Source organism: Bacillus chungangensis (assembly GCF_030812995.1).
Taxonomy (GTDB): Bacteria; Bacillota; Bacilli; order Bacillales; family Bacillaceae_C; genus Bacillus_CF; species Bacillus_CF chungangensis.
Map to the genome: position 1 here is coordinate 83,106 of NZ_JAUSTT010000004.1, position 22,543 is coordinate 105,648.

The window sequence follows — 22,543 nt, forward strand, 5'->3', positions numbered from 1 at the left end:
AGTTCGAGACCTAAATAAAGTGAAACTTCCATCAGTGGGGGTTTTCTCTTATCCCCACTGATAAGAAGTAGATCGTGATTGCATTATTCAGAGATATGAAATGACTTCAAATAGTTATGAATATCACCATCATTTGTTAAGAGCAAGTCTGCAAGCCGTGTTTTCACTGTCTCCAACACTTTAATATTGGCTTCAATATCAGCAATTTTTTGACGAACGATTGCTTTTAATGTCTCCTTTTCCATTTCCTTACTCAATAGGCAGAGTGTTTCTTTAATTTCTTTAAGTGAGTAGCCTAACGATCTGGCATCTTTAATAAACTTAATCTTTACCAAATAATCTTCCGTATACATACGATACCCGTTAGCAGCTCGTTCAGGAACAGGCAGAATGCCACTATCTTCGTAATAGCGAATTGTAGCAGTGCTTAATCCTGTACGCTTTGACAGTTCACCTCGCGTCATTCTTTTCACAATCTGATCCTCCTATCATCTTTTACATGATCGCACATTTACTAAAAAAGATGTGAAAGATGGTTGAACAGTTTCTCTCACATTTCCTACATCTGGAGTAGTGGCATGTGGGATAAAAGTGAAACTTCCATCAGTGGGGGTTTTCTCTTATCCCTCACTGATAAGAAGTAGAACAAAGGCTAAGGTCGCAGGCGTCCTCGAAAAGGAAACCGCTTTTCTTCGTGCGATGTATCGCTGCCGAAGCTTTCCTTGTCCTGTTGCAACGCCTTTGTGACCGACATCCTCGAAAAAGGAGAGTACTTTTTCTTCGTGCGATGCTGATTCAAGAAGCTTTCCTTATCCTGTCGGCCCGAACCAATCGGACATTTGACTTTCAGTTATCCCCCACCTAGCGTTTCTGATTCCTCTTACTCCCCGAGATGAGGGTCTTGACTCGCCAGTTAGATGCGGGATAAAATCAAGATTTTGGGGTTCTCATTTCTTTTTCGTAAATGTCTTATCGAAACTCACCTCAGGAAACTTAGACGATGGACCTTCCAAAAGTGTCTGGTGTTCTCCTTTTAAATATTGATCAAAAAATGCCCTTACATATGATCTAGTAATATCGATATTATGCACAGGATCAATATTTTTAGCAAAAATTGAAGGTGATATAAGCGCTAAATCTGTGAAACTTTGGTGAAAAAAATGATCTACCGTCAAATAATAAGTATCATTTTTACTTTTATCCATGACCGATTCTAAGTCTGCAGAAAATTCCTCATAAAATACTTTATCCTTTATCGTCGCGGAAGGATCGAAACTCTCGGCTGTCTTACCAGACATCATATACATAAAAGGCTGCTGTAATTCGGCATGCGCGACACTTCCCCAAAATCCTCCTTCCAGACTAACGCCAGCTTTGAAGCGTTTGTCCTGTGCCAATGTTTCAGCCGTTGTTGCTCCACCGTAAGAGTGGCCAAATATGCCAACACGATTTAAATCTAATTTTCCCTCGAAAATACTATCAGAATTCTTTTTATTCCATTCAGTCAACGTATCTAAAACAAAGCTGGCATCTGCTGTTCGAATACTAATGCCTTTTATGTTATTTTCATACACCTCCGCTGATGTTGTAAATTCCGGACCTGGTTTATAAAACAGTGTCTTCCCATCTGGAAAAGAGACTTTAGCAGATGTAATTGGATGATCGATACCTACAACAATATAACCATGACTGACTAACTCCTCAATAGCTGTCATGCTCTGAAATCGAGTCGACCGGACGCCGGGAGAAAACAACAGTACTGGATAACTTGTTTCATCCTTTGATAATTCTAACCCTGTGACAACATGTGTAGGAATCATTGTTACATGGCTGAACAACTGCTTCGGTATATCAAATACGAGGCTGATTGCTTCCCCAAGCTCGGATGGATAATGTTCTTTTGTCTTCTGTTTAGCCGCTTCAGGATTAACAGGATACCAGACATTAATCATTAATTCTCGCTTATCGCCTTGCTTAGTTGTCAATATTTCTTCACGTGTTTCATCCTTTAAATGTTGAGAAATGGTGCCAACCGCATATTTCCCGGTCGGGGCGGGCATTGAAAATACAGGAAGCAAATAATTCAGATACATACAAACAGCAGTAGCCGCAAGTACTAAAGTAGCTGCTAAACATTTTTTGACACGTGATTGACGGCGAGTTTTCTTTTGCTCATTGATAATCCTGAAAATGAAAACAACCCCAAGAACCAGTCCAACAACGTATGCTGGAATTAATTGCAAACGAAAATGTTCAATTATTCCATGCAACAGTACAATGAACACAATAGACGATAATAAAACGAGATCGATATGTCTTTTTCTTTTACCAAAGATCATTACTCCCGTGGCCGTTAAATTAATCACAATGATCATTAACTCAAACAGTCTCATAGAATAAACCTCCAACATTACTTTATCCCCCAGGATTTATATTGTTTAGATAAAGGATATACGTTGAAGTATACTGCAAGGTCAAGCATGAATCGTATTTTTATTTTTAAAAAAGCTTCATTTGGATTTTCCAACATTTTAGATACATTTTTTACTTCCCCCCTCTCTCACAAGCCCTTTTGGTAAAGTGGATGGTGAAAAAATCAACCAATTGGCTGGTTTAATAATTTGTAAATATACTATGATGTAAGATAAAGGACTCTTTATACTGTTCAAATATGTTAAACAGCAAGGATCATAAAATGATTCATCTATTTATCTTTCATTTAGGAGTGAGATTCATTGACTACATTTATTATCATTACTGCAATCGCGACCAGCATTGCAGCACTTGTAGGAACATTATTAGTAGGAAAAGATGTTAGTTCAAAACTGAAAGAATACGAAAAAAAAGGGGATACTCTTGAAAATACACTGGCCCGATCTAATGAGTATGAAACAAATTCATTACGAGTAAATATTAGATCATTGACATGGATTTATGTTGTTTTGACCGTTGTTATCATTGCTGTCTGTTTAGCCATTTTCTTTTATTAAATTAAAAATCGGAAACATGGTGAGTGTGGAGAGGCTCTACACTTTTATCTTTTTTCTCTTGCCTTTTTATCAGTTAACACAAGAGGAAAAGAACATTACAAATTCAAAACAATATGAGAGATCATCCACTTCACTGCCAATAATGAATCCATGTTTAACAGATTGATATATTCGCCATTTTTGATGAAAAGAAAAACACTTACCCTAAATCAAATGTTATGATTAGTAGCAATTACACTGTATTTATCTTTCTTAAAGACTAGTGAAGGAGGTAGTGATGATGTGGAAACCTGATCGTCAAAGCGCCCAGCCTCTTTATCAGCAAATTGCCGATAATATTGAACGAAGAATTTCATACGGAGAGTTTCCACCAGGCAGTTTGTTGCCTTCTGAACGCAAATTAGCCGAAAAACTAGGAGTGAATCGAAGCACCGTCATTCTTGCCTATGCGGAGCTTCGTGCGCTTGGAATCATCGAAAGCCGGACGGGGAGCGGAACACGTGTAAGTAAATATAAATGGGAAGCTACTCCAAAACACACCCCTAACTGGCATCGATATGTAGAAGGCGGGAGTTTTTTGCCTAATGTACCTTTTTTACGGCGTATCCGAGAAGTGCTTCAAAAAGAGGAAACAATGATCGATTTTGCGAGCGGCGAACTGGCAGCAAACCTCTGTCCTGTGGAAGAAATCAATCATCTTATGAACGTGAAACATTATACAGACTATCTTGGATATGACAATCCCCAAGGCTGCGCGCCATTGAGAGAAACACTCGTCACGTATTTAAGAAAATATCGAGGCATTCAAACAACAGCATCATCGATTCTTATCACATCTGGCTCACAACAATCGTTATATTTAATTACCCAGTGTTTGCTTGCACCTGGAGATGCTGTAGCAATTGAAGATCCTTCTTATTGCTACTCATTGCCCATGTTTCAATCGGCAGGTCTTCGATTGTTTCGTCTTCCCGTTGATTATAAAGGAGTCCGTCCTGACGATATTCGTTCTTTATATAAAAAACACCGTATAAAAATGGTATTTTTAAATCCAAATTTCCAAAATCCTACAGGCACTCTTCTCGATAATGAACGTCGCATTGAATTACTAAATGTTGTGAGTGAGCTTGGCCTTCCAATTGTAGAGGATGATCCCTTTAGCCTGACTTCTTATAATGGGATACCGCCTGCACCGCTAAAATCTGTTGATTCAATCGGCTCGATCATTTATATTGGTTCTCTTTCTAAAATTGCAGCATCTGGGCTGCGAGTTGGATGGATGGTCGCTCCACACTCCGTTGTCGAACGATTGGCTGATGCTAGGCAGCAGATGGATTTCGGGCTTAGCATTGTTCCGCAAAAGGTTGCTGCTCAGTTTTTAAAGTCTCCATACATCGATCCTCATTTAGATCGTTTACGAATGCATCTGCTTTATAAACGGGATTTATTAATTGAAGCGCTTCAAAAAGAATTGCCGGACCTAGTCAGTTTCAAAGCTCCAGCAGGAGGCTTGCATCTATGGTGCAAAATTATACCAAAAGTGAATGATAACAAACTGTTTGAAGAAGCCATTCGAAGGGGAGTGATTTTTGCACCCGGCAGCGTCTATGGTTCAGATTCTGGTTACGTACGCTTCACATATGCAAGATCAAGAGCAGACGAGATAGCTCCAGGGATTGCGAAATTTGCCGCTGCCCTTCGATGTATTTTAAGTTAACAAAAAATAAAGGAGCTAACATAACAGAAAGCTAGTAAAACTAATTCATTTATATATACAAATAACAACAATCCCTTATTAAAAAAAGAAAACTATTAAACAAATTCCAATGTTCAAACTTCAGATGTTATATTTATGGTATCATAATGTTGTACAATAGGATTCGGCTCCTCAAGGGTGGTCTGGCTCATCCCCGTGAAAGGGGGTGAGGCGTATGACGGTATATGAATCACTATCAATCATGTTCCAATTCGGAATTTGGATAGTTGCATTCACAACACTGATTATCATGTTGATCAAATATACCAACAAAAAGAAATAGACCTCCCTTGAGCCCTAGACAAGTTTTTAGGGATGGTCTATTCTTGTAACCATTATGAGCCGCACCCTTATGGGAACGTCTATTGTACATAACCGTAGGTGTTATCAGCACCTGCGGTCTTTTTAGCTTATTATATCTTCATCATTATTATACACTTTTTTGCCAAAAAAGAAAACAAGAGGCTGCCTGCAAGTATTTTTTTAACTTTTTAGTGAGTTCATGAAACATTTCGTTCATATACAATTTTTGTATACGAATAGCAAATCCAAAAAAATAATTAAACATCTAATGTTCTATTTAATAATTCATAAGAAGGTAAATCAAAATTAGTATCATTATTGTTACTAAAATATATTAATTTACTTATATTTTCGAAAGGAAAAGTGTTCAAATGGGAATTGCAAATATTTTCTAATAACTTGAATGATGGATCCTCGGGTTGAACATTTAGATATTCTAAATATTTTATTGTATTTTTAGTTAAACTTTTCATTTTTTCACCTCTTCAGATAAAATTATCAAATCATTAGGATAGTAAATAAAATTTTCTGTTTATTTATTCCATCAATAAACTATAAATTTTCTTGCGTTTATGTTTATTGATTAAAATAAAAATAAGTCTTGATAAAGCATTCATGTTCTAATTTAAAATATGGATAGTCACATTTACAACATGATTATCATGTTGATCAAATATACCAACAAAAAGAAATAGACCGCCCTTGACACAGGTCTACGGTCTATTTCAGTAGAATCCAATGAGCCGCACCCTTGATGGGAATGCCTATTGTACAAAACCGTAGGTATTCGAGTATCTGCGGTTTTTTATCTTATTTTATCTGTATCATTATTATATACTTTTTGCCAAAAAAGAAAATTAGGGTTTCCTTCACTTGCATATAGCTTTTTTGTTAAATCAAAGAGAGGACCATACACGTTCAGAGCTAATTTTATTGTTTATAAAATGTAAAAGAAAAACATCTGGATTGCTAAGATTTTTCCACTGTTCAAAACCAAAGTCTTGATTAATATCATTTAAAAGCAACGACATTAGATTTCCGTGCGTGACGATGATCGTATGTTTATTCTCACTACTTAAAACGTCATGAATCACGCTTACTATTCGACACGTTGCTTCTTTGCTTGACTCTCCGCCTTCAAATTTTAAATCCATATTACTAAAAGTTGCTTTTAATTTTTCAAGCCAATCAGGAAGATCTTTTACGCTTAGTATACGTTCTGATAATCTGCTTTCAATCTGCATTTCAATTTTTGTATTTTCTACAAGTGGTTCGATCGATTGAATCGCTCTTACAAATGGACTTGTGATAATTCGGTCGATTTTAATATTTGAGAAAAATTTAGCTAATTCTATCGCTTGTTTATATCCTCTTTTTGTAAGACTTGATTCAGATGGTTGACCCTCCGCCTCACAATGTCTAATAACATAAATCTTTTTTTCCATAACATTCACTCTCCACTTTCTTGATATTGTCCGCTGTATATCCCTAGTCTTTTATTTGCTTCTTACTTGATGAGGATTATATTTTACAAGAACCCGATTCATAATTGTTATTAAATCATTAGTTTACTGAAAAAACTACTTGAAAAGAAATAATAAGTATGATAAATTTAAAAACGGAAAATTTATCATATAAGCTAAAAATGTATAACCTCAATAATTTGGTTTGAGGGTCTCTACCAGGAACCGTTAAAAATCCTGACTACAAAAATGTCATTCTTATTTTGTAGTCAGGATTTTTTGTGTCTTCAGAGCTTAAATATAGGAATGACTCAATATTGATTTTTGATAAAAGTAGTAAATTAAGGGGGAGCTTTAATGAATTTGAAAGTTATGATACTGGCTGCATCTACTATTGCGGTAGGATTGGTCGAATTAATAGTAGGTGGTATTTTACCTATTATTGCCGATGATTTAAATGTAACTCTTGGCACCGCAGGACAGCTTATTACTGTATTTGCTCTTGTTTATGCCATTTCTGGTCCCGTGCTGTTATCACTAACGGCAAAAATTGAACGGAAACGATTGTATCTTATAGCATTGTCTATATTTTTTCTTGGAAATTTGATGACATATTTTAGTCCGACTTTTTCCTTCATAATGGTTGCAAGAATCATAACGGCGATGAGCACTGCCTTAGTGATAGTACTTTCATTAACAATGACAGCCAGGATTGTTGAGCCGGCACATAGGGCGAAAGCTTTAGGCGTTATATATATGGGAATTAGCTCGTCCCTTGTTTTAGGAGTACCTATTGGAATTCTCATTACGAATGCTTTTGGGTGGCGTACCGTATTTCTAGGGATAGCTTTCCTTTCAATTGGATCTATCATTCTCATTTATTTATTTTTAGAGCGTATTCCTGTTGAAAGAATGAAGCCACTATCGGTACAAATAAAGACACTTGGAAATTTAAAAATTGCTACTGCACACCTAGCAACCATGTTTATGCTTGCTGGACATTATACACTTTATGCTTATTTTACGCCTTTTTTAGAAACTACATTAAATCTAAATCAATACTGGATAAGCATTTGTTATTTCCTGTTTGGACTTTCAGCGGTATGTGGTGGTGCATTAGGGGGGACACTTGCAGATCGAATTGGGTCTCACAAAAGTATATTACTAGTAATTAGTTCTTTTGCCATTGTATTATTTATACTTCCATACTCTACTTTTTCTTTTATATTATTTCTAGCGGTGATGATGTTATGGGGAGCACTTAGTTGGAGTCTTGCTCCTCCTCTACAGGATTACCTTATACAGACTGACCCTGAAACTTCTGATATTCAACAAAGTTTTAATAACTCTGCCTTGCAGATTGGGATTTCATTTGGATCAGCAATTGGCGGTGTAGTATTGGGAAAGACAGGTTCAGTATCAAGCACAGCTAACGTTGGTGCTGGAATCGTTATGATAGCTTTACTATGTGCCCTTTTTTCTCTAACAAGATCTACTAGTATTCATCAAACAGAAACGTCAAAATGATGATAGACGGCTTTTTTCATTGCTGCTGTATCTGAGTAGATTTTACATGGTGAAGTAGTTGGCTTGCATCTTTGTAAAAAATTAAAATAACCGAACCCTTAAGAACATTATTCAGATCAAGTTTTTGGGTAAAGTTGTGCTCCTAAATGCGAGGCTAATCAGTTTAAAACTTTACGTTAGATATAATATCTTTTATTGACGCAAAATGCGTTTCAAGCTATTTTCCAAGCTTATTTCTGATAGAGCTACAATGGCGGACATTATCAATCAAAATGTATTTTTTCACCCATAAATACAAGAAGCACGTTCATTAATCGTGCTTCTTGTAAGAAATAAGAATAAGACTAGTAATAAATCTCTTTACATCATATTTACTTTTCAAAACCACGCCTTAAAATCTGAAAATGGTTATTTAATTTTTCTCTCGTATATACAGCACTTTTATTTTCCAATAACATTGATACGATAGAAAATGCTACTATTGACCTTACTGTATCACAGATAAAATGGAGTTCATCTATACTAGAATAATTTAACTTTTCTATCCTAATTATTTCGCCAATTTTTTCAAGAGACGGTGATTCTACATGCTCTATAAGCGGATCTCCATATTTGCCGCTTCTTTTCTTTTTTAAGAAATACCTAAATTGTTTAATATTTATGGTTGTAAAAATGTTAATAAAAAAATCTTTTTTATTTAATGTTATTTCTATCATACTATCAAAAAAATACAAACCTAATTCAAATAAATCTACTGGCTGCCCTTTATATTTTTCTCTATATTTTTGTAAGAGAGGCTCCTCAACATCTTTCCTTAAAATATAGAAAATCAAATCTTCTTTATCAGCAAAATAAAGATAAAAGCTTCCCCTTGATATTCCCGCATTTTTAATTATGCGATTAATTGAAGTATCAAAATAAGGATATTGACTGAATTCTTTTTTTGCAGCAGCCAATATCCTTTCTTGTTTTTCCATAGATGCTTTAAAAAAAAGATCAGTAGGCATCTTCTTTCTCTCCCCTTATGTTGTCTAGCTTCTAAGGCTAACTCTTCGTGTCAAATGCTCTACATACGTATAGTTAAAAAGCAACTTTGATTATGTAGAGCATTTGCCTATTAGAGTTGAACCAACCTTTTCCGTTTTTCTTTTACTCTCTGCGTAAAGACTCAACTGGATCTAGTCTTGCAGCTTTATTTGCTGGCAAGAAACTAGCTATCATACTAATTATGACACTAATTCCAATCCCGGACAATATATACGTCGGCATAGTTTGAATAATACTAACATCAAAAAGTTTATTAGTGAAATGATTTAATCCAATTCCAATTAAATAGGTTAAAACTGTACCTATTAAACCACCAAAAACCCCCAGTAAAAAGCTTTCGGAAACAAAAATTCTGCGAATATCTTTCTTTCTCGCACCTAACGCTTTTAATACACCTATTTCCTTCGTTCTCTCGACAACACTAATATTCAAGACAACTAGAATCATAATAGCTGACACAACTAACGAAATACCAGCCACAGCTGCAAGTACATAAGTCAAAATATCTAGCATTTCTGTAAACATGGAGGCCATTGTCTCTTGCGCTGAACCAGTATATCCTAAATTTTTCACTTGCTCTTTAATGAAGTCAGCATTATCTGCATCATCAGCATGTAAATAAAGTACATTCGGTTCTAATTCTACCCCTTCCTCACTGAACCACGATTCAATGTCACTATAAGACATATATACTGCATTACCTGTACTCTCGTACACACCGCTTACTTGAAAACTTTCTGTAATCTTTTTTTCATCGACTACTATATTGACATCTATTGATTTTCCAATGATATCTTCGTTTAACGCTTCTGCAAGCATATTTGAAACAAGTATTTCTCCTTCTTTTGGCATCTCACCTTCAGTCAAATTAGAATCCATTAAATTAGATGAGGTTGAGATAAATTGCATAATCATTGTTTCATTATCTTGATACGATACACTATTACTACCTAATGCCGTCAAAGAATAGCCTTTTTCCGCAGAAGTCACATGCTCTATTTCTTCGAGTTTTTCTATGTCACTATTCGTAAAAGGCTCTGCCCCTCCAAACATATTCATCATTTGTGCTTGCTGTGCTTGTTGCTGCTCTTGTATAGATAAATTTTCAGATGCAGTATCATCTTTCGTTTCAGCTGGTTTGTTCACTTCTATAACTTCAGGGTTTACAAAACTATTCATTGTATCTGTAATATAACTTGTCACACCATTTCCAAGTGACAGCATCAAAATGACACTCATAATCCCAATACTTGAACCAAAAGCAACAAGCATGTTTCGTGAAAATTTCTCTTTCATATTCAATAAAGATAATCTCATTGCAGAAAAGAAACTCAAGTTTTTATTTTTAGAATTCGCTTTTTCTATATTTTTTTCCTGTATATGATGAATAGGTTCACGATCTCTATCTTCTACAATCTCACCATTATCAACCCTCACAACACGACTAGAGTGTGCGGCTACTTTATCAGAGTGAGTTACCATAACAACTAATTTCCCACGCTCAGCTATGCCTTTAATAATAGCCAGCACTTGATCTGTTGTATCAGAATCAAGTGCACCTGTTGGTTCATCGGCAATAATGATATCTGGGTCATTCACTAAAGCCCTAGCAATGGCTACCCGTTGTTTTTGCCCACCAGATATTTGGTCCGGCTTTTTATAAACATGGTCTTTTAACCCAACGTCTGTTAGAACTTGTAGCGCTCGTTTGTTTCTCGTTTTTGCATCTATATTAGATAATGTCATAGCCATTGCTACGTTATCCAATAAATTCAAATGCGAAATTAAATTAAAACTCTGAAAAACAAATCCTATATTTTCCTTATGATAATCTACTAATTCAGATTCTTTAAAAGCACCAATATTTTTCCCATTATATAAAAGTTCTCCTTGGAAATCCGAATCTAAGCCACCAATTAAATTCATTAGTGTCGATTTCCCACTACCTGATTCACCAATAATCGAGACTAATTCACCTTTATCAAAAGATATATTAATGTTTTTCAAAGCAAGGAATTCCTGATTTCCTGCTATTTTGTACGTCTTATAAATATTTTTTAATTCTAGTACCTTCATACACATATCTCCTATCAGTTATAAATCAATCATTTAAAATGACAACCTGTCATTTTTGTTTTTATCTTAAATGACAGGTTGTCATTCGTCAAGTGAATTTTTAAATACAATAATGAGGTTTGAATAAGAAAGGTCCCTTGGCATGATACCAGGTGTCCAACATTGTCATAACTTAAAGACCCTTGTGTATCACTATTAGTTATATCTTCGATTTTATAGTTTGCATAATCTGGAGCAACATCACTTATAAGATAATGAATCCCAAGACAAAAAGAAATAGGCCCCCCTTGAGTTTGAACACCGAGGAACCTATTCCGAATAAAGTCAATTGAGCCGCACCCTTGATGGGAACGTCTTATTGTACATACCGTAGGTGTTCGTGCACCTACGGTCTTTTTAGCTTATTTACTATTCATCATTATTATACACTTTTTTCCAAAAAAGAAAACCAGAACTATTTTAAATTACTTTTTACTATTAAAAAAGGTTTGTTAAAGATCACGATAAATTGTTATTCTTAATAAATAAATCGTAAACTTTACACCTCTACTTCATTTTTTGATTCTTATCAACCCTCCAATTTCCATTTTTCCATATTCATCCAAATAATTGATCTATGGACATGAAGTTTTTCTGCAAATTCTTATATAATAATGTAGATTTATCAAGGTTTGATAAATAATTAGGTATTGTCAGGCCTAGAGATAGTACCTTTATTTTTGTGTTCCATTATTTCCCATCTCCTTATTATGATAAGAATGTCTAAAAGCAAAAAAAGGACACAGAACAATGTCTCATACGTTATTCAGCGTCCAAAAAGTAAGGCTTATTCTTTTTAAAAAATCAAACTCTAAATATCAAATCTATAAACGATCCCATGACTGGTTGAAAGTCATTAATTAAAAGTTTGAACATGTCGGTTTAAGAAAAGGAAAATTTGGACTGTTACTAAGCTTTGAAGATGGCTCCTATGCTGGACTTATTTACGAGGCCATGTTTGCATATAATATGCAAACATAAATGCATGTAAAACTAAAGAAGCCACAGGGCTAATCACCATAATATGCCCACTTACAAATTTAGCTTATAAATTCTTCAAGGGCACCCCAAGTTCTTCGACCCACAATTCCATCTACAACAAGTCCTCTAGAGCGCTGAAACCCTCTCACTGCCTTTTCAGTCACAGGTCCAAAAATCCCATCAATTCTTCCAAAATAGAATCCTGCTCTGTTTAGAGCTTGTTGGAGTACTATAACATCTGATCCTTGATCGCCTCTACGAAGGGTACGACGTGTAATTTGACCATCAAGAACAGATGCTCTAAAAGTATCCATTTTAATTGTGCAACCATAAGGACTTTGGGTTGGATATACCACAACTACCATTTGTCGACCAGCCCTAGTAAAAGTCCTATGAATAAAAATTTGAGTTCCTCTTGAAAAATAACCTGGCACAGTTGCCCGAGCGTTAATTATTCTCCCTACATATTGTGAGTAATCTATTCGGTATTCAGAATAACCATCATACTGATTATCAGTATCAGTATATTCATATAGATAAGGGTTTTCATATGGATAATGGTTTTCGTATAGATAATGGTTTTCGTACATTTTTTAACCTCTTTTCTTATTTTTTTATTGGTTCTATTACCTATATATGCATTAAAAACCTAATTGTATAGGCAGATGTATTAATTCCCATTGTTGGGACAGTAACATAAAAAAGTACACAACATGTCATCTATAAAATTCATTCGATTATGCTACGCATAACAAACACCTGGACGCTGTCCAAACCTGTAAGAGGAACTTTTCCCCTTAACCCCTCGTCGGTCGTCGGCAGGAACAAATGTGGTTTGTTCAATTCCAAGAGGGTTCGAGCTTGTCAACTCCTTCATGCTCCCTTTGGTCCTCTTACTGTTGACAAACGCCATGCATGGCAGCACTACTCAAAAAAAATTTAAAATCCTTATTAACTAAAAAAACAGGAATGATAGTCCTGTTTTTTTTTAACATCTTTACTTAATGAGTCGGACATGGAATTGGTGGAAAAGGAACACAAAGTTGATATACAAATGTGTTATCAGTAGACATTTTTGTGAGATTGGTATTCAACAACATGAATTGTAATTCACCTTTAAACATAAAAAAACGTATAGGGTAAACCTATACGTCTAATCTGCTTCCTTTTCATCAACTAATTGTTTATTTAATTCATTCGTTCTTGTTCGCTTAATTCTCGTTGTTCACTTAATATGTAATCTTTTTTACCCCAATTATAGACTTTAGAGAGGGCCTTCTAATGATTACATTAAAGGAATAACAAAGCTATCACCAACATAATAAAAAGAACAAATCTTTATCACATTTCCCCACATGGATTAAGACATACCCTTGCAGTCATGTTATTGGAAAGTGGCGTAGAACATCAAAAACAGTAAGTACACGTCTAGACCACACCACCATCCAAATAACTGCTGATGTTTACTCCCATGTTACGAAGAAGCATGAAGAAGAATCAGTTCTTCTTTTAGATAATATCAAAATAAATAAGTGGGCTAATAAGTTAGCCCCACCGCTCTAAACCAAAGAATCACAGTATTTGTCGAAATACCCTTGCAGCTTATTCACTACAGACATTGGATCATGTCCTTCAATTTCATGGCGTTCTACCATTGTAATCAGCTCGCCATCCTTTAATAGCGCAAATGAAGGTGATGAAGGCGGATAGCCTGTGAAATAGCTGCGTGCTTTTGCAGTCGCTTCCTTATCTTGACCAGCAAAAACTGTGACAAGATGGTCTGGACGCTTATCATGATGAATAGAATGAAGAGCAGCTGGACGAGCAATGCCACCGGCACAGCCACAAACTGAATTAATCATCACGAGTGTCGTTCCTTTTTTCTCTAAAGCGTTTGTTACGTCTTCTGGGGTTGTCAGCTCTTCGTATCCGCCTCTTGTCATTTCTTCACGCGCTTGACGCACAACATCATTCATTAACATATTAAAATCCATATTCATCATTTTTCGCTCCCTTTCAACTACCTTGTAATGTTGTTCAAAAATTTAAGAAAAAATGGTTGCAGCATTACAATTTCATCCAGATTCTTCAGTTCCTTTTTGAACACTTACTTGTGATAGTAACATCATAGCAGGTTTACAATAATTATTTCAAATATTTAAGTTATGCACTGTTAAATTACTGTTTTCTCACTTAATTAAAAGAACAAATACAAATGCAAAGCGGTCAAAAAAAACGGTTAAGATGGTAAAAAGTTTTTTTCCTTTATGTTTAGCTTCTTTGTTGTTGGGCAATATAATAATACATCTAGAATCCATACCCCTAAACTCCCTAGATGTTTTTTGGATAGCGAGCCCCGCTATCCCTTTTTTGTTTTACCTTACAAATACATGATGGCCAGCCTCTGATAATAAAGTTATCATGAACGAAACTGGCCCCTTACTCGTAATATCGCAGGTTAACTTGGTTAGACTTGTTACTAAATAGAAAACCAAATTAGAGCTGCATTACGAAAGGAGCCATTAATATGAAGGATACCACAAAATACGTAGGTTTAGACGTGTCAAAGGAAAAAATTGCTGTTGCGATCGCAGATGAAGGAAGAAATGAACCAAGATATCTTGGGATGATTTCTAATACACCAAATGCTATCAGACAGTTAGTTAAAAAACTGGGTAATCCAGATCAATTAAAATTTTGTTATGAAGCAGGTCCAACGGGATATGGTATATACCGTTTGCTCGTAAGCATTGGAGTAGAATGTGCAGTCATTGCACCCTCACTTATTCCACAAAAACCAGGAGATCGAGTAAAAACAGATCGTCGAGATGCACTCCGTTTAGCACAATTATTTAGAGCCGGAGAGCTTACATCTATATACGTACCTACCAAAGAAGATGAAGCGCTTAGAGATTTAGTTCGTATTCGAAAAGATGGAAAAGAAGACGAACTTCGAGCTAAACATCGTTTAACTAAATTCTTATTACGACGAGATATTCATCCTCCTAAAGGGATAAAAAGATGGACATATGCTTATCGTGAATGGTTAGAAACACTTACATTTGAAAATTCAATGTTACGTCTTGTATTTGAAGAATATCTTCATGAGCTGCTAGTAATAGAACAACGCATTAAACGGATTGACAATGAAATACAAAAGCAAGCTGAAGAAGGTTTCCATGCCCCAATGATCCAAGCACTTCAAGTATTAAGAGGTGTGGCAACGATAACCGCGACAGGACTAGTGGCTGAGATTGGATCATTTCGTCGTTTTAAGACGCCAAGTCAACTAATGGCTTACGCAGGGTTAGTTCCAAGTGAACACTCAAGTGGAGAAATAAGAAAACAGGGAAGTATTACTAAAACAGGAAATCGCCATCTTCGTTGGCTGCTAATAGAATCCGCATGGAGCTATCGATACAAACCCGTAGTCAAGGGCAAATTGAAAAAAAGGCAAGAAGGGCAATCTGCTTCCATTAATGCAATCTCATGGCAAGCACAACAACGTTTACACAAAAAGTATTATCGTCTACTAGCTAGAGGAAAGGCAAGTGGAAAAGCTGTTACTGCAATAGCAAGAGAGTTAGCAGGTTTTGTTTGGGCAATTGCGCAAGAAATCGAATCAGTAAAAGATAAATATACGACAGTAAACTAAAACGACTTAAATATTTTTAAACACATAACATACGATGAAATAAAACATAGGACAAGAATTGAATAAGAGTAGGGCTCGGAGGCAAAGACAAAAACCGGAAAGGAGAATCCACGAGTTTCACTTGTGACAGTCCAATTTGGATGGATTCACGTATAAAGTTAGTGGAAGCTCCCCAGACGGAAAGATAAAATGTGAAAACCCACGGATATCAGTATGCTCACCGTCGTAGAGTATTTTTGCCTTCGTGCCGTGTGCTTAACCAATGAAGGTCCGTCAATAAGGTGCTTCGTCGAAGTATAAAAACTTGACACGGAGTCCTCTGCGGGCATGAGTCTTACGCCAAGACGCCAATTAATAAGATAAATTGGCTACACCCCAAAGGTTATCATGCCCGCCACTCCGTATAAAGTTTTTTGTGAGAACACTAAAATAGTGGTCTTTTCTTAAGGTTGCCCTAAAATAGCACATTTTGTAAAAAATAGAGTAGGGACTTGAAAGTTTCGTTCATATCAGTGAAACTTCCATGAGTGGGGGTTTTCTTTCATCCCCCACTCATGGTTAGTTGAACCAATCGGACATTTGACTTTCAGTTATCCCCCACCTAGACTTCTTTCATTCTCTTACTCTTGAGGTGGGGGCTTACTGCCAGTTAGATGTGGGATAACTGTGATGTTTTTCTTTTAAGTAGGATAGTCGGAAAGTGAACTTTCAGTTTTAGAGTACATATGATATTTTGCTATAATTGGCATTAATGGTTATTTCACCTCCCTTCATGGAAAACATGAAGAAATGAATACGAGAAACTTGTATATTTGTTATCCCATTCTAATAATTTAGTATTTTTGTTATTGTTATTGGAGGTTAATTATATGGCTTTTAGGAGGGCTGCATCCAAAGATGCTTTGCTTCTTAGCAACCTTGCATTACGTTCAAAAGCATACTGGGGATACGATGACAAATTTATAGAAGCATGCAAAGAAGGATTGACAATAACTACAGAATATATTGCTAAAAATCCGGTATATCTTTTAGAGCAAAAAAATGAAATACAAGGATTTTATTGTTTTGTAGTGGCAGCTGAAAAATTAGATTTGCTATTCGTTGATTCAAAACATATTGGCAAGGGGATTGGCAAAAAACTTTGGAAGCACCTAATACTTATAGCGAAGCAGCTTGGACTAAGTAAATTTACAATTGACAGTGACCCAAATGCAGAAGATTTTTATAAAAAGATGGGGGCTGTACGTATTGGTGAAATTCCATCTACAGTATTCTCCAACAGAAAATTGCCATTAATGCAAGTAATGCTTGATTAGTGTTATATAGAATAGGTGTCCAAAAGAACGCTTCAGCGTCCTTTTGAGTCACCTTTTTTTTAATAGATAGACGTATTTTCTGTTGACATATTCTCTAAAATTTCCTTCACTCGCTGTAAGAAACGGCCACATATGAGACCATCCAACACACGGTGATCCAGTGATAAGCATAAGTTCACCATGTCACGCACAGCGATGCCATCGTTTCTGACAACTGGGCGTTTCACAATCGATTCTACTTGCAAAATAGCCGCTTGAGGGTAATTGATAATGCCCATAGACTGTACTGAGCCAAACGATCCTGTATTATTTACCGTAAACGTACCGCCTTGCATCTCTGCTGATGTTAACGTACCAGTACGTACTTTTTGAGCCAATTCTGTAATCTCGCGCGCAATGCCCTTGATCGATTTTTCATCGGCATGTTTGATAACAGGCACAAATAAAGCATCTTCCGTTGCGACTGCAATTGACAAGTTAATTTCTTTTTTCTGGATAATCTTATCGCCTGCCCACATTGCATTCATTTGTGGAAATTCTTTCAGCCCTTGGGCAATTGCTTTTACAAAAAATGCAAAATAGGTTAAAGAAAAGCCCTCTTTTTCCTTAAATAATTGCTTTTGTGATTCTCGAAGGGAGACAAGATTGGTAACATCCACTTCTACCATCGTCCAAGCATGAGGTATTTCATGTTTGCTGCGCAGCATGTTCGTTGCGATCGCGCGCCGAACACCAGTGACAGGAACTTCAATGTCTCCCTTTACAGACGGAACAACTGCTGGCTGTGAGGAGATAGAACTATTTACTTTGTTATCTATTTTTAAAGCTGTATCTGCTGTCTTTGGTTGTTGTTGCGGAATCTGCCCAGAGTCGATGATTTTCAGCAAATCTTTTCTTGTAATGCGTCCTCCCATCCCAGTCCCTTCTACAAGGGACAGATCGATGCCGTGTTCCTGAGATAACTTGAGAACGGCAGGTGAATAACGCATTTTTTTGCTGCTGCTGTTTTCTTGCTTTTGTTCCTTCTCAACAGAATCAACTACATCCATTGTTTTTTCGATTTCAGTTTGAGCTGTTCCTTCGACTTCCATTTTACAGATCACTTCGCCAACTGAGAGCGTCTCTCCTTCTTGCGCAACAATTTCTTTTATGATCCCTGTAAAAGATGATGGTATTTCTGCATTTACCTTGTCTGTCATGACATCTGCAATTGGATCATATTTATTTACATGATCGCCTACAGCAACGAGCCATTTACTAATGGTTCCCTCCGTTACACTTTCTCCTAATTGAGGCATTGTAATGATTTCGAGTGCCAACGAGATTCCCTCCCTACATATTTAAATGAACGCTACTAAAGAGTTTCATAAGGAAACTGAATAAACATGTTATCGTTCAAATACAATCCAGTGAACTACTCACCAATTATTGACCTTGCGGTCTGATTGAAGTGGGAGCTTCTTGGGATCTAGATACTTTTGTTAGCTATCTATTTTTACCAAGCTATAAGGGCAGTCCCTGCCCCTAGAGAAAATACCAACTACATGGCTAATTTCAGCAAGTTCTTACTTGCATTCACATCCCTGTCATCAACCTTCCATAGTGTATAGGTTGATTATAGAACAATATTTTGGCTTACACCAACCGAAAATTCATCTCCTACTTTCATTGGGCTATGCCCTTCACATTTAGAAGTGGGAGAATTCTTTTCGGAAATCCAGTTAAAATGCTGCTAATTCTCGCATTTTCTTTTCTACTTTTTCAGGATTGACCATGAAAAATTTCTCCATTGTTGGTGCATATGGCATTGCTGGTACATCTGGGCCAGCTAATCTCATAATTGGAGCATCTAAATCAAAAAGGCAATTTTCAGCGATTATAGCTGAGACCTCACTCATAATGCTGCCCTCTTTATTGTCTTCAGTTATTAAAAGTACTTTCCCCGTTTTTTTCGCAGCATCAATAATCGCTTGCTGATCGAGCGGATACACTGTGCGAAGATCTAAAATATGCGCTTCTATTCCATCTTCCGCCAGCCGCTCTGCAGCTTGAAGCGCAAAATGAACGCAAAGACCATATGTAATGATCGTAATATCTTCTCCATCACGTTTAACATCTGCTTTACCGATTGGCAACACATAATCATCATCAGGAACTTCACCTTTAATTAAGCGGTAAGCACGTTTATGCTCAAAAAATAAAACTGGATCATCATCACGAATAGCTGCTTTCAATAAGCCTTTCACATCATAAGGAGTCGATGGAATGACAATTTTTAGACCGGGTTGATTTGCAAAAATCGCTTCCACTGACTGTGAATGATAAAGTGCACCATGAATGCCTCCACCAAATGGCGCCCGGATGACAAGCGGACAATGCCAATCGTTGTTGGATCGATAGCGGATTCGGGCGGCTTCGGAAATGATTTGATTAATTGCTGGCATAATAAAATCGGCGAATTGCATTTCTGCAATTGGGCGCATGCCGTACATAGCAGCTCCAATACCTACACCAGCAATCGCTGATTCTGCAAGCGGAGTATCAATCACACGCTCTTCGCCAAACTGCTCAAAAAGTCCATGCGTTGCTTTAAAAACGCCTCCTTTTTTCCCAACGTCTTCCCCGAGCACGAAGACACTCGAATCCCGTTCCATTTCCTCACGAATTGCCATCGTTACTGCGTCAATATAAGAAATAACTGGCATCTCTTTACTCCCTCCTAATTTTTCTCTCAACTTACCTTCATTTCGAAAGAGGTTGTTCAAAAAGTACGTCCGTGCCATTACTACGACTTTCTGGAACATACATACCATTGATTAGACAGTTTTTATTCAGCATAAACGTATTTCAATGCTTCCTCCGGCTCAGCATAAGATGCATTTTCAGCATAATCTGTCGCTTCATTAACCAATTTCATGATGCGCTCGTTGATCGCTTTTTCCATGTTCTCATCCATAATGCCGTTTTCCTTTAAGTAGGCCGCAAAAGTAATGATGCTATCTTTTGCTTTTGCCTCAGCAACCTCGTCGCTTGAACGATAAGTTCGATCATCATCATCAGAGGAGTGGGCTGTAAGGCGGTAAGAAATAGTTTCTACCAACGTTGGCCCCCCGCCGCTCCGTGCTCGATCCGCAGCTTCTTTGACAGCTCGGTAAACTTCCAATGGATCATTCCCATCTACAGTGATACCTGGCATACCATAGCCAACTGCACGATCAGATACATTTTCACAAGCAAGCTGCTTCTCAATAGGAACAGAGATCGCATACCTATTATTTTCACACATGAACACTACTGGAAGCTGATGAACCCCCGCAAAGTTCGCTCCTTCATGAAAATCACCTTGATTGGAAGAGCCTTCTCCAAATGTGACAAAAGCAACAAAATCTTCTTTATTCATTTTACCTGCAAGTGCGATGCCAACTGCGTGCGGCACTTGGGTCGTGACCGGTGAAGATCCGGTAACAATTCGATTTTTCTTTTGACCAAAATGACCTGGCATTTGACGGCCACCAGAATTTGGATCCTCCGCTTTAGCAAAAGCTGAAAGCATTAACTCCTTTGTTGTCATGCCAAACCGCAAGACAACTCCCATATCACGATAATAAGGCAGTACATAATCTTTATCCTTGTCGAGAGCAAAAGCAGCGCCAACTTGTGCAGCTTCTTGACCTTGGCAGGAAATAACAAATGGTATCTTTCCAGAACGGTTTAGCAGCCACATCCGCTCGTCAATACGGCGGGCTAAAAGCATCGTTTCATACATTTCTAATACATTTTCATCTGATAATCCTAAAGCTTGGTGACGATTGATTGCCATTATATGAACCTCCTTCATGTTTTTTATTCGACAGTATCGTTTTTTCTACGCATGAATGGCCTTTCCATCTACTGCCAATGCTGCCTCTGCCATTACTTCGCTTAATGTTGGATGCGGATGGATCGTATTTGCAATCTCCCATGGAGTTGCATTCAACACCCGAGCTAGGCCTGCTTCGGAAATAAGATCGGTGACATGAGGGCCAATCATATGAACACCTAAAATATCGTCTGTTTCTTTATCTGCAACAATTTTTACAAATCCATCCACTTGCCCAAAGACAAGCGCCTTGCCAATGGCTCGAAAAGGAAATTTCCCTATTTTAAGTTCGTATCCCTTTTCAGTTGCTTGTACTTCTGTATAACCGACACTAGCGATTTCTGGCTGACTATAGATACAAGCTGGAACAAGTGTATCGTCCAACGGATCAGGGGTGTTTCCCGCAATATGTTCTACCGCAATAATCCCTTCATGAGAAGCGACATGTGCAAGCTGCAAACCGCCGATACAATCGCCAATTGCATAAATATGTGATTCCTTCGTCTGACAATATGGATTTACTTGGATGCATCCATTTTCTACTATAATCTGTGTATTTTGTAAACCGATATTTTCGATGTTGGCTGATCTGCCAACAGCTACAAGAATCTTTTCAGCTGTATAGGCTTGTTCTATCCCTTTTACCTCTGCACTAATCGTCACATGACGATCTGTTTTTTCTATTGTTTCGGGGAGAACTTTTGCTTTCGTTACAATTTTTAAACCCTTTTTCTTTAACAGGCGCTGCAATTCTTTTGAAATATCATGATCTTCCGTTGGAACAAGACGGTCACTATATTCAAGAACCGTTACCTCCACCCCAAAGTCTGAAAGCATAGAAGCCCATTCTATCCCGATTACACCACCACCAACAATGATGACTGATTTCGGCAGCTCTTCCAGTTCCAGTGCATCATCTGAGGAGAGTACATACTTTCCATCTATCATAAGATTCGGAAGTGTTCGCGGCTGAGATCCTGTTGCAATAATAACATTCTTAGGGATAAGCATTTCGTTTTCTTCGCCATTTTCCATCTCAACAGAGATTGTTCCAGGCATTGGCGAGAAAATGGATGGTCCAAGAATCCTCCCAAAGCCATGATAAACATCGATCTTTCCTTGCTTCATTAAATACTGAATACCTTTATGAAGCTGGTTAATAATGCTATTTTTACGTTCCTGAACTTTTGTAAAGTCTAAACTCACGCTGTTTATATTTACTCCGAATTCACTTCCACGTTTTGCTGTAGCGTAGACTTCAGCACTGCGCAGCAACGCTTTACTCGGAATGCATCCTTTATGAAGGCAAGTTCCGCCAAGCTTTGATTTTTCAACTATAGCGGTTTTTAAACCTAACTGAGAAGCACGTATTGCTGCCACATAACCGCCAGTTCCGCCTCCAAGAATCACTAAATCATATTCTTGCGACATTTTTTTCATCCTCCCCTACAACAAATATTTTTTCCTTTAAGAGGTTTTTTTCATAAGTACTGGAAATAGAAGCGGGATATTTTTATGGAAATTTTACTAT

18 protein-coding genes and 1 riboswitch are annotated in these 22,543 nt (G+C 37.1%); of the genes, 7 read left to right on the top strand and 11 right to left on the bottom strand.

The window, feature by feature from the left end; translation table 11 throughout:
* Positions 1 to 83: 83 nt before the first annotated feature.
* The gene (locus J2S08_RS04640; protein ID WP_307227340.1) at positions 84 to 464 is read right to left on the bottom strand and encodes a MerR family transcriptional regulator; all 381 of its coding nucleotides are present in this window, start codon (positions 462 to 464) and stop codon (positions 84 to 86) included.
* Positions 465 to 947: 483 nt separating this feature from the next.
* Positions 948 to 2,393 carry an alpha/beta hydrolase family protein gene (locus tag J2S08_RS04645; RefSeq protein ID WP_307227114.1) on the bottom strand — a complete coding sequence of 482 codons (1,446 nt, stop codon included), beginning with the start codon at positions 2,391 to 2,393 and terminating at the stop codon, positions 948 to 950.
* Between the two features lie 342 nt (positions 2,394 to 2,735).
* On the opposite strand from J2S08_RS04645, the gene J2S08_RS04650 reads away from it, so the two are divergent.
* From J2S08_RS04650 to J2S08_RS04660, 3 genes are all read left to right on the top strand, one after another.
* Positions 2,736 to 2,990: a hypothetical protein gene (locus J2S08_RS04650; protein WP_307227117.1), complete on the top strand. Its 255-nt coding sequence runs from the start codon at positions 2,736 to 2,738 to the stop codon at positions 2,988 to 2,990.
* Between the two features lie 280 nt (positions 2,991 to 3,270).
* Positions 3,271 to 4,707, top strand: coding sequence for a MocR-like pyridoxine biosynthesis transcription factor PdxR (gene pdxR, locus J2S08_RS04655; protein ID WP_307227119.1), 1,437 nt, complete (start codon positions 3,271 to 3,273; stop codon positions 4,705 to 4,707).
* 214 nt (positions 4,708 to 4,921) lie between these two features.
* Positions 4,922 to 5,029 carry a putative holin-like toxin gene (locus tag J2S08_RS04660; protein WP_307227121.1) on the top strand — a complete coding sequence of 36 codons (108 nt, stop codon included), beginning with the start codon at positions 4,922 to 4,924 and terminating at the stop codon, positions 5,027 to 5,029.
* 916 nt (positions 5,030 to 5,945) lie between these two features.
* Here the strand turns inward: J2S08_RS04660 and J2S08_RS04665 are convergent.
* Positions 5,946 to 6,494, bottom strand: coding sequence for a histidine phosphatase family protein (locus tag J2S08_RS04665; protein WP_307227122.1), 549 nt, complete (start codon positions 6,492 to 6,494; stop codon positions 5,946 to 5,948).
* A gap of 180 nt (positions 6,495 to 6,674) precedes the next feature.
* Positions 6,675 to 6,776, top strand: a riboswitch (purine riboswitch).
* A gap of 93 nt (positions 6,777 to 6,869) precedes the next feature.
* On the opposite strand from J2S08_RS04665, the gene J2S08_RS04670 reads away from it, so the two are divergent.
* Entirely contained in the window at positions 6,870 to 8,039 is a 1,170-nt protein-coding gene (locus tag J2S08_RS04670; protein WP_307227123.1) for an MFS transporter, read from the top strand.
* 371 nt (positions 8,040 to 8,410) lie between these two features.
* Here the strand turns inward: J2S08_RS04670 and J2S08_RS04675 are convergent, their stop codons facing one another.
* The 3 genes from J2S08_RS04675 to J2S08_RS04685 form a co-directional block, all read right to left on the bottom strand.
* Positions 8,411 to 9,046, bottom strand: a complete 636-nt coding sequence (locus tag J2S08_RS04675; RefSeq protein ID WP_307227124.1) for a TetR family transcriptional regulator — start codon at positions 9,044 to 9,046, stop codon at positions 8,411 to 8,413.
* Between the two features lie 142 nt (positions 9,047 to 9,188).
* A complete protein-coding gene (locus J2S08_RS04680; protein ID WP_307227125.1) occupies positions 9,189 to 11,162 on the bottom strand; it encodes an ABC transporter ATP-binding protein/permease in 1,974 nt (657 codons plus the stop codon).
* A 1,079-nt stretch (positions 11,163 to 12,241) separates the two neighbouring features.
* The gene (locus tag J2S08_RS04685; protein ID WP_307227127.1) at positions 12,242 to 12,772 is read right to left on the bottom strand and encodes a peptidoglycan-binding domain-containing protein; all 531 of its coding nucleotides are present in this window, start codon (positions 12,770 to 12,772) and stop codon (positions 12,242 to 12,244) included.
* A gap of 719 nt (positions 12,773 to 13,491) precedes the next feature.
* Between J2S08_RS04685 and J2S08_RS04690 the strand changes: the two genes are divergently transcribed.
* Positions 13,492 to 13,602 carry a hypothetical protein gene (locus tag J2S08_RS04690; protein WP_449224235.1) on the top strand — a complete coding sequence of 37 codons (111 nt, stop codon included), beginning with the start codon at positions 13,492 to 13,494 and terminating at the stop codon, positions 13,600 to 13,602.
* A gap of 139 nt (positions 13,603 to 13,741) precedes the next feature.
* On the opposite strand, the gene J2S08_RS04695 is transcribed toward J2S08_RS04690, so the two are convergent.
* On the bottom strand, positions 13,742 to 14,182 hold the full coding sequence (locus tag J2S08_RS04695) for a BrxA/BrxB family bacilliredoxin (protein WP_307227129.1): 441 nt from the start codon (positions 14,180 to 14,182) through the stop codon (positions 13,742 to 13,744).
* A gap of 527 nt (positions 14,183 to 14,709) precedes the next feature.
* Between J2S08_RS04695 and J2S08_RS04700 the strand changes: the two genes are divergently transcribed.
* Together J2S08_RS04700 and J2S08_RS04705 are read left to right on the top strand one after the other, a co-directional pair.
* Entirely contained in the window at positions 14,710 to 15,837 is a 1,128-nt protein-coding gene (locus J2S08_RS04700) for an IS110 family RNA-guided transposase (protein WP_307227131.1), read from the top strand.
* Positions 15,838 to 16,706: 869 nt separating this feature from the next.
* A complete protein-coding gene (locus J2S08_RS04705) occupies positions 16,707 to 17,153 on the top strand; it encodes a GNAT family N-acetyltransferase (RefSeq protein ID WP_307227133.1) in 447 nt (148 codons plus the stop codon).
* A 59-nt stretch (positions 17,154 to 17,212) separates the two neighbouring features.
* Here J2S08_RS04705 and J2S08_RS04710 read toward each other — a convergent pair whose 3' ends face one another.
* The 4 genes from J2S08_RS04710 to lpdA form a co-directional block, all read right to left on the bottom strand.
* The gene (locus J2S08_RS04710; RefSeq protein ID WP_307227135.1) at positions 17,213 to 18,472 is read right to left on the bottom strand and encodes a dihydrolipoamide acetyltransferase family protein; all 1,260 of its coding nucleotides are present in this window, start codon (positions 18,470 to 18,472) and stop codon (positions 17,213 to 17,215) included.
* A 402-nt stretch (positions 18,473 to 18,874) separates the two neighbouring features.
* On the bottom strand, positions 18,875 to 19,858 hold the full coding sequence (locus J2S08_RS04715; RefSeq protein WP_307227137.1) for an alpha-ketoacid dehydrogenase subunit beta: 984 nt from the start codon (positions 19,856 to 19,858) through the stop codon (positions 18,875 to 18,877).
* A 122-nt stretch (positions 19,859 to 19,980) separates the two neighbouring features.
* Positions 19,981 to 20,973, bottom strand: coding sequence for a thiamine pyrophosphate-dependent dehydrogenase E1 component subunit alpha (locus J2S08_RS04720; RefSeq protein ID WP_307227139.1), 993 nt, complete (start codon positions 20,971 to 20,973; stop codon positions 19,981 to 19,983).
* A 45-nt stretch (positions 20,974 to 21,018) separates the two neighbouring features.
* A complete protein-coding gene (lpdA, locus tag J2S08_RS04725) occupies positions 21,019 to 22,443 on the bottom strand; it encodes a dihydrolipoyl dehydrogenase (protein WP_307227141.1) in 1,425 nt (474 codons plus the stop codon).
* Between the last annotated feature and the right edge of the window lie 100 nt (positions 22,444 to 22,543).

Bases quoted from the DNA above. Each gene is read 5' to 3' on its own strand.
- J2S08_RS04640 (WP_307227340.1), bottom strand. From the start codon at position 464: ATGACGCGAGGTGAACTGTCAAAGCGTACAGGATTAAGCACTGCTACA.
- J2S08_RS04645 (WP_307227114.1), bottom strand. From the start codon at position 2,393: ATGAGACTGTTTGAGTTAATGATCATTGTGATTAATTTAACGGCCACG.
- pdxR (WP_307227119.1), top strand. From the start codon at position 3,271: ATGTGGAAACCTGATCGTCAAAGCGCCCAGCCTCTTTATCAGCAAATT.
- J2S08_RS04660 (WP_307227121.1), top strand. From the start codon at position 4,922: ATGACGGTATATGAATCACTATCAATCATGTTCCAATTCGGAATTTGG.
- J2S08_RS04665 (WP_307227122.1), bottom strand. From the start codon at position 6,494: ATGGAAAAAAAGATTTATGTTATTAGACATTGTGAGGCGGAGGGTCAA.
- J2S08_RS04670 (WP_307227123.1), top strand. From the start codon at position 6,870: ATGAATTTGAAAGTTATGATACTGGCTGCATCTACTATTGCGGTAGGA.
- J2S08_RS04675 (WP_307227124.1), bottom strand. From the start codon at position 9,046: ATGCCTACTGATCTTTTTTTTAAAGCATCTATGGAAAAACAAGAAAGG.
- J2S08_RS04680 (WP_307227125.1), bottom strand. From the start codon at position 11,162: ATGAAGGTACTAGAATTAAAAAATATTTATAAGACGTACAAAATAGCA.
- J2S08_RS04685 (WP_307227127.1), bottom strand. From the start codon at position 12,772: ATGTACGAAAACCATTATCTATACGAAAACCATTATCCATATGAAAAC.
- J2S08_RS04695 (WP_307227129.1), bottom strand. From the start codon at position 14,182: ATGAATATGGATTTTAATATGTTAATGAATGATGTTGTGCGTCAAGCG.
- J2S08_RS04700 (WP_307227131.1), top strand. From the start codon at position 14,710: ATGAAGGATACCACAAAATACGTAGGTTTAGACGTGTCAAAGGAAAAA.
- J2S08_RS04705 (WP_307227133.1), top strand. From the start codon at position 16,707: ATGGCTTTTAGGAGGGCTGCATCCAAAGATGCTTTGCTTCTTAGCAAC.
- J2S08_RS04715 (WP_307227137.1), bottom strand. From the start codon at position 19,858: ATGCCAGTTATTTCTTATATTGACGCAGTAACGATGGCAATTCGTGAG.
- J2S08_RS04720 (WP_307227139.1), bottom strand. From the start codon at position 20,973: ATGGCAATCAATCGTCACCAAGCTTTAGGATTATCAGATGAAAATGTA.
- lpdA (WP_307227141.1), bottom strand. From the start codon at position 22,443: ATGTCGCAAGAATATGATTTAGTGATTCTTGGAGGCGGAACTGGCGGT.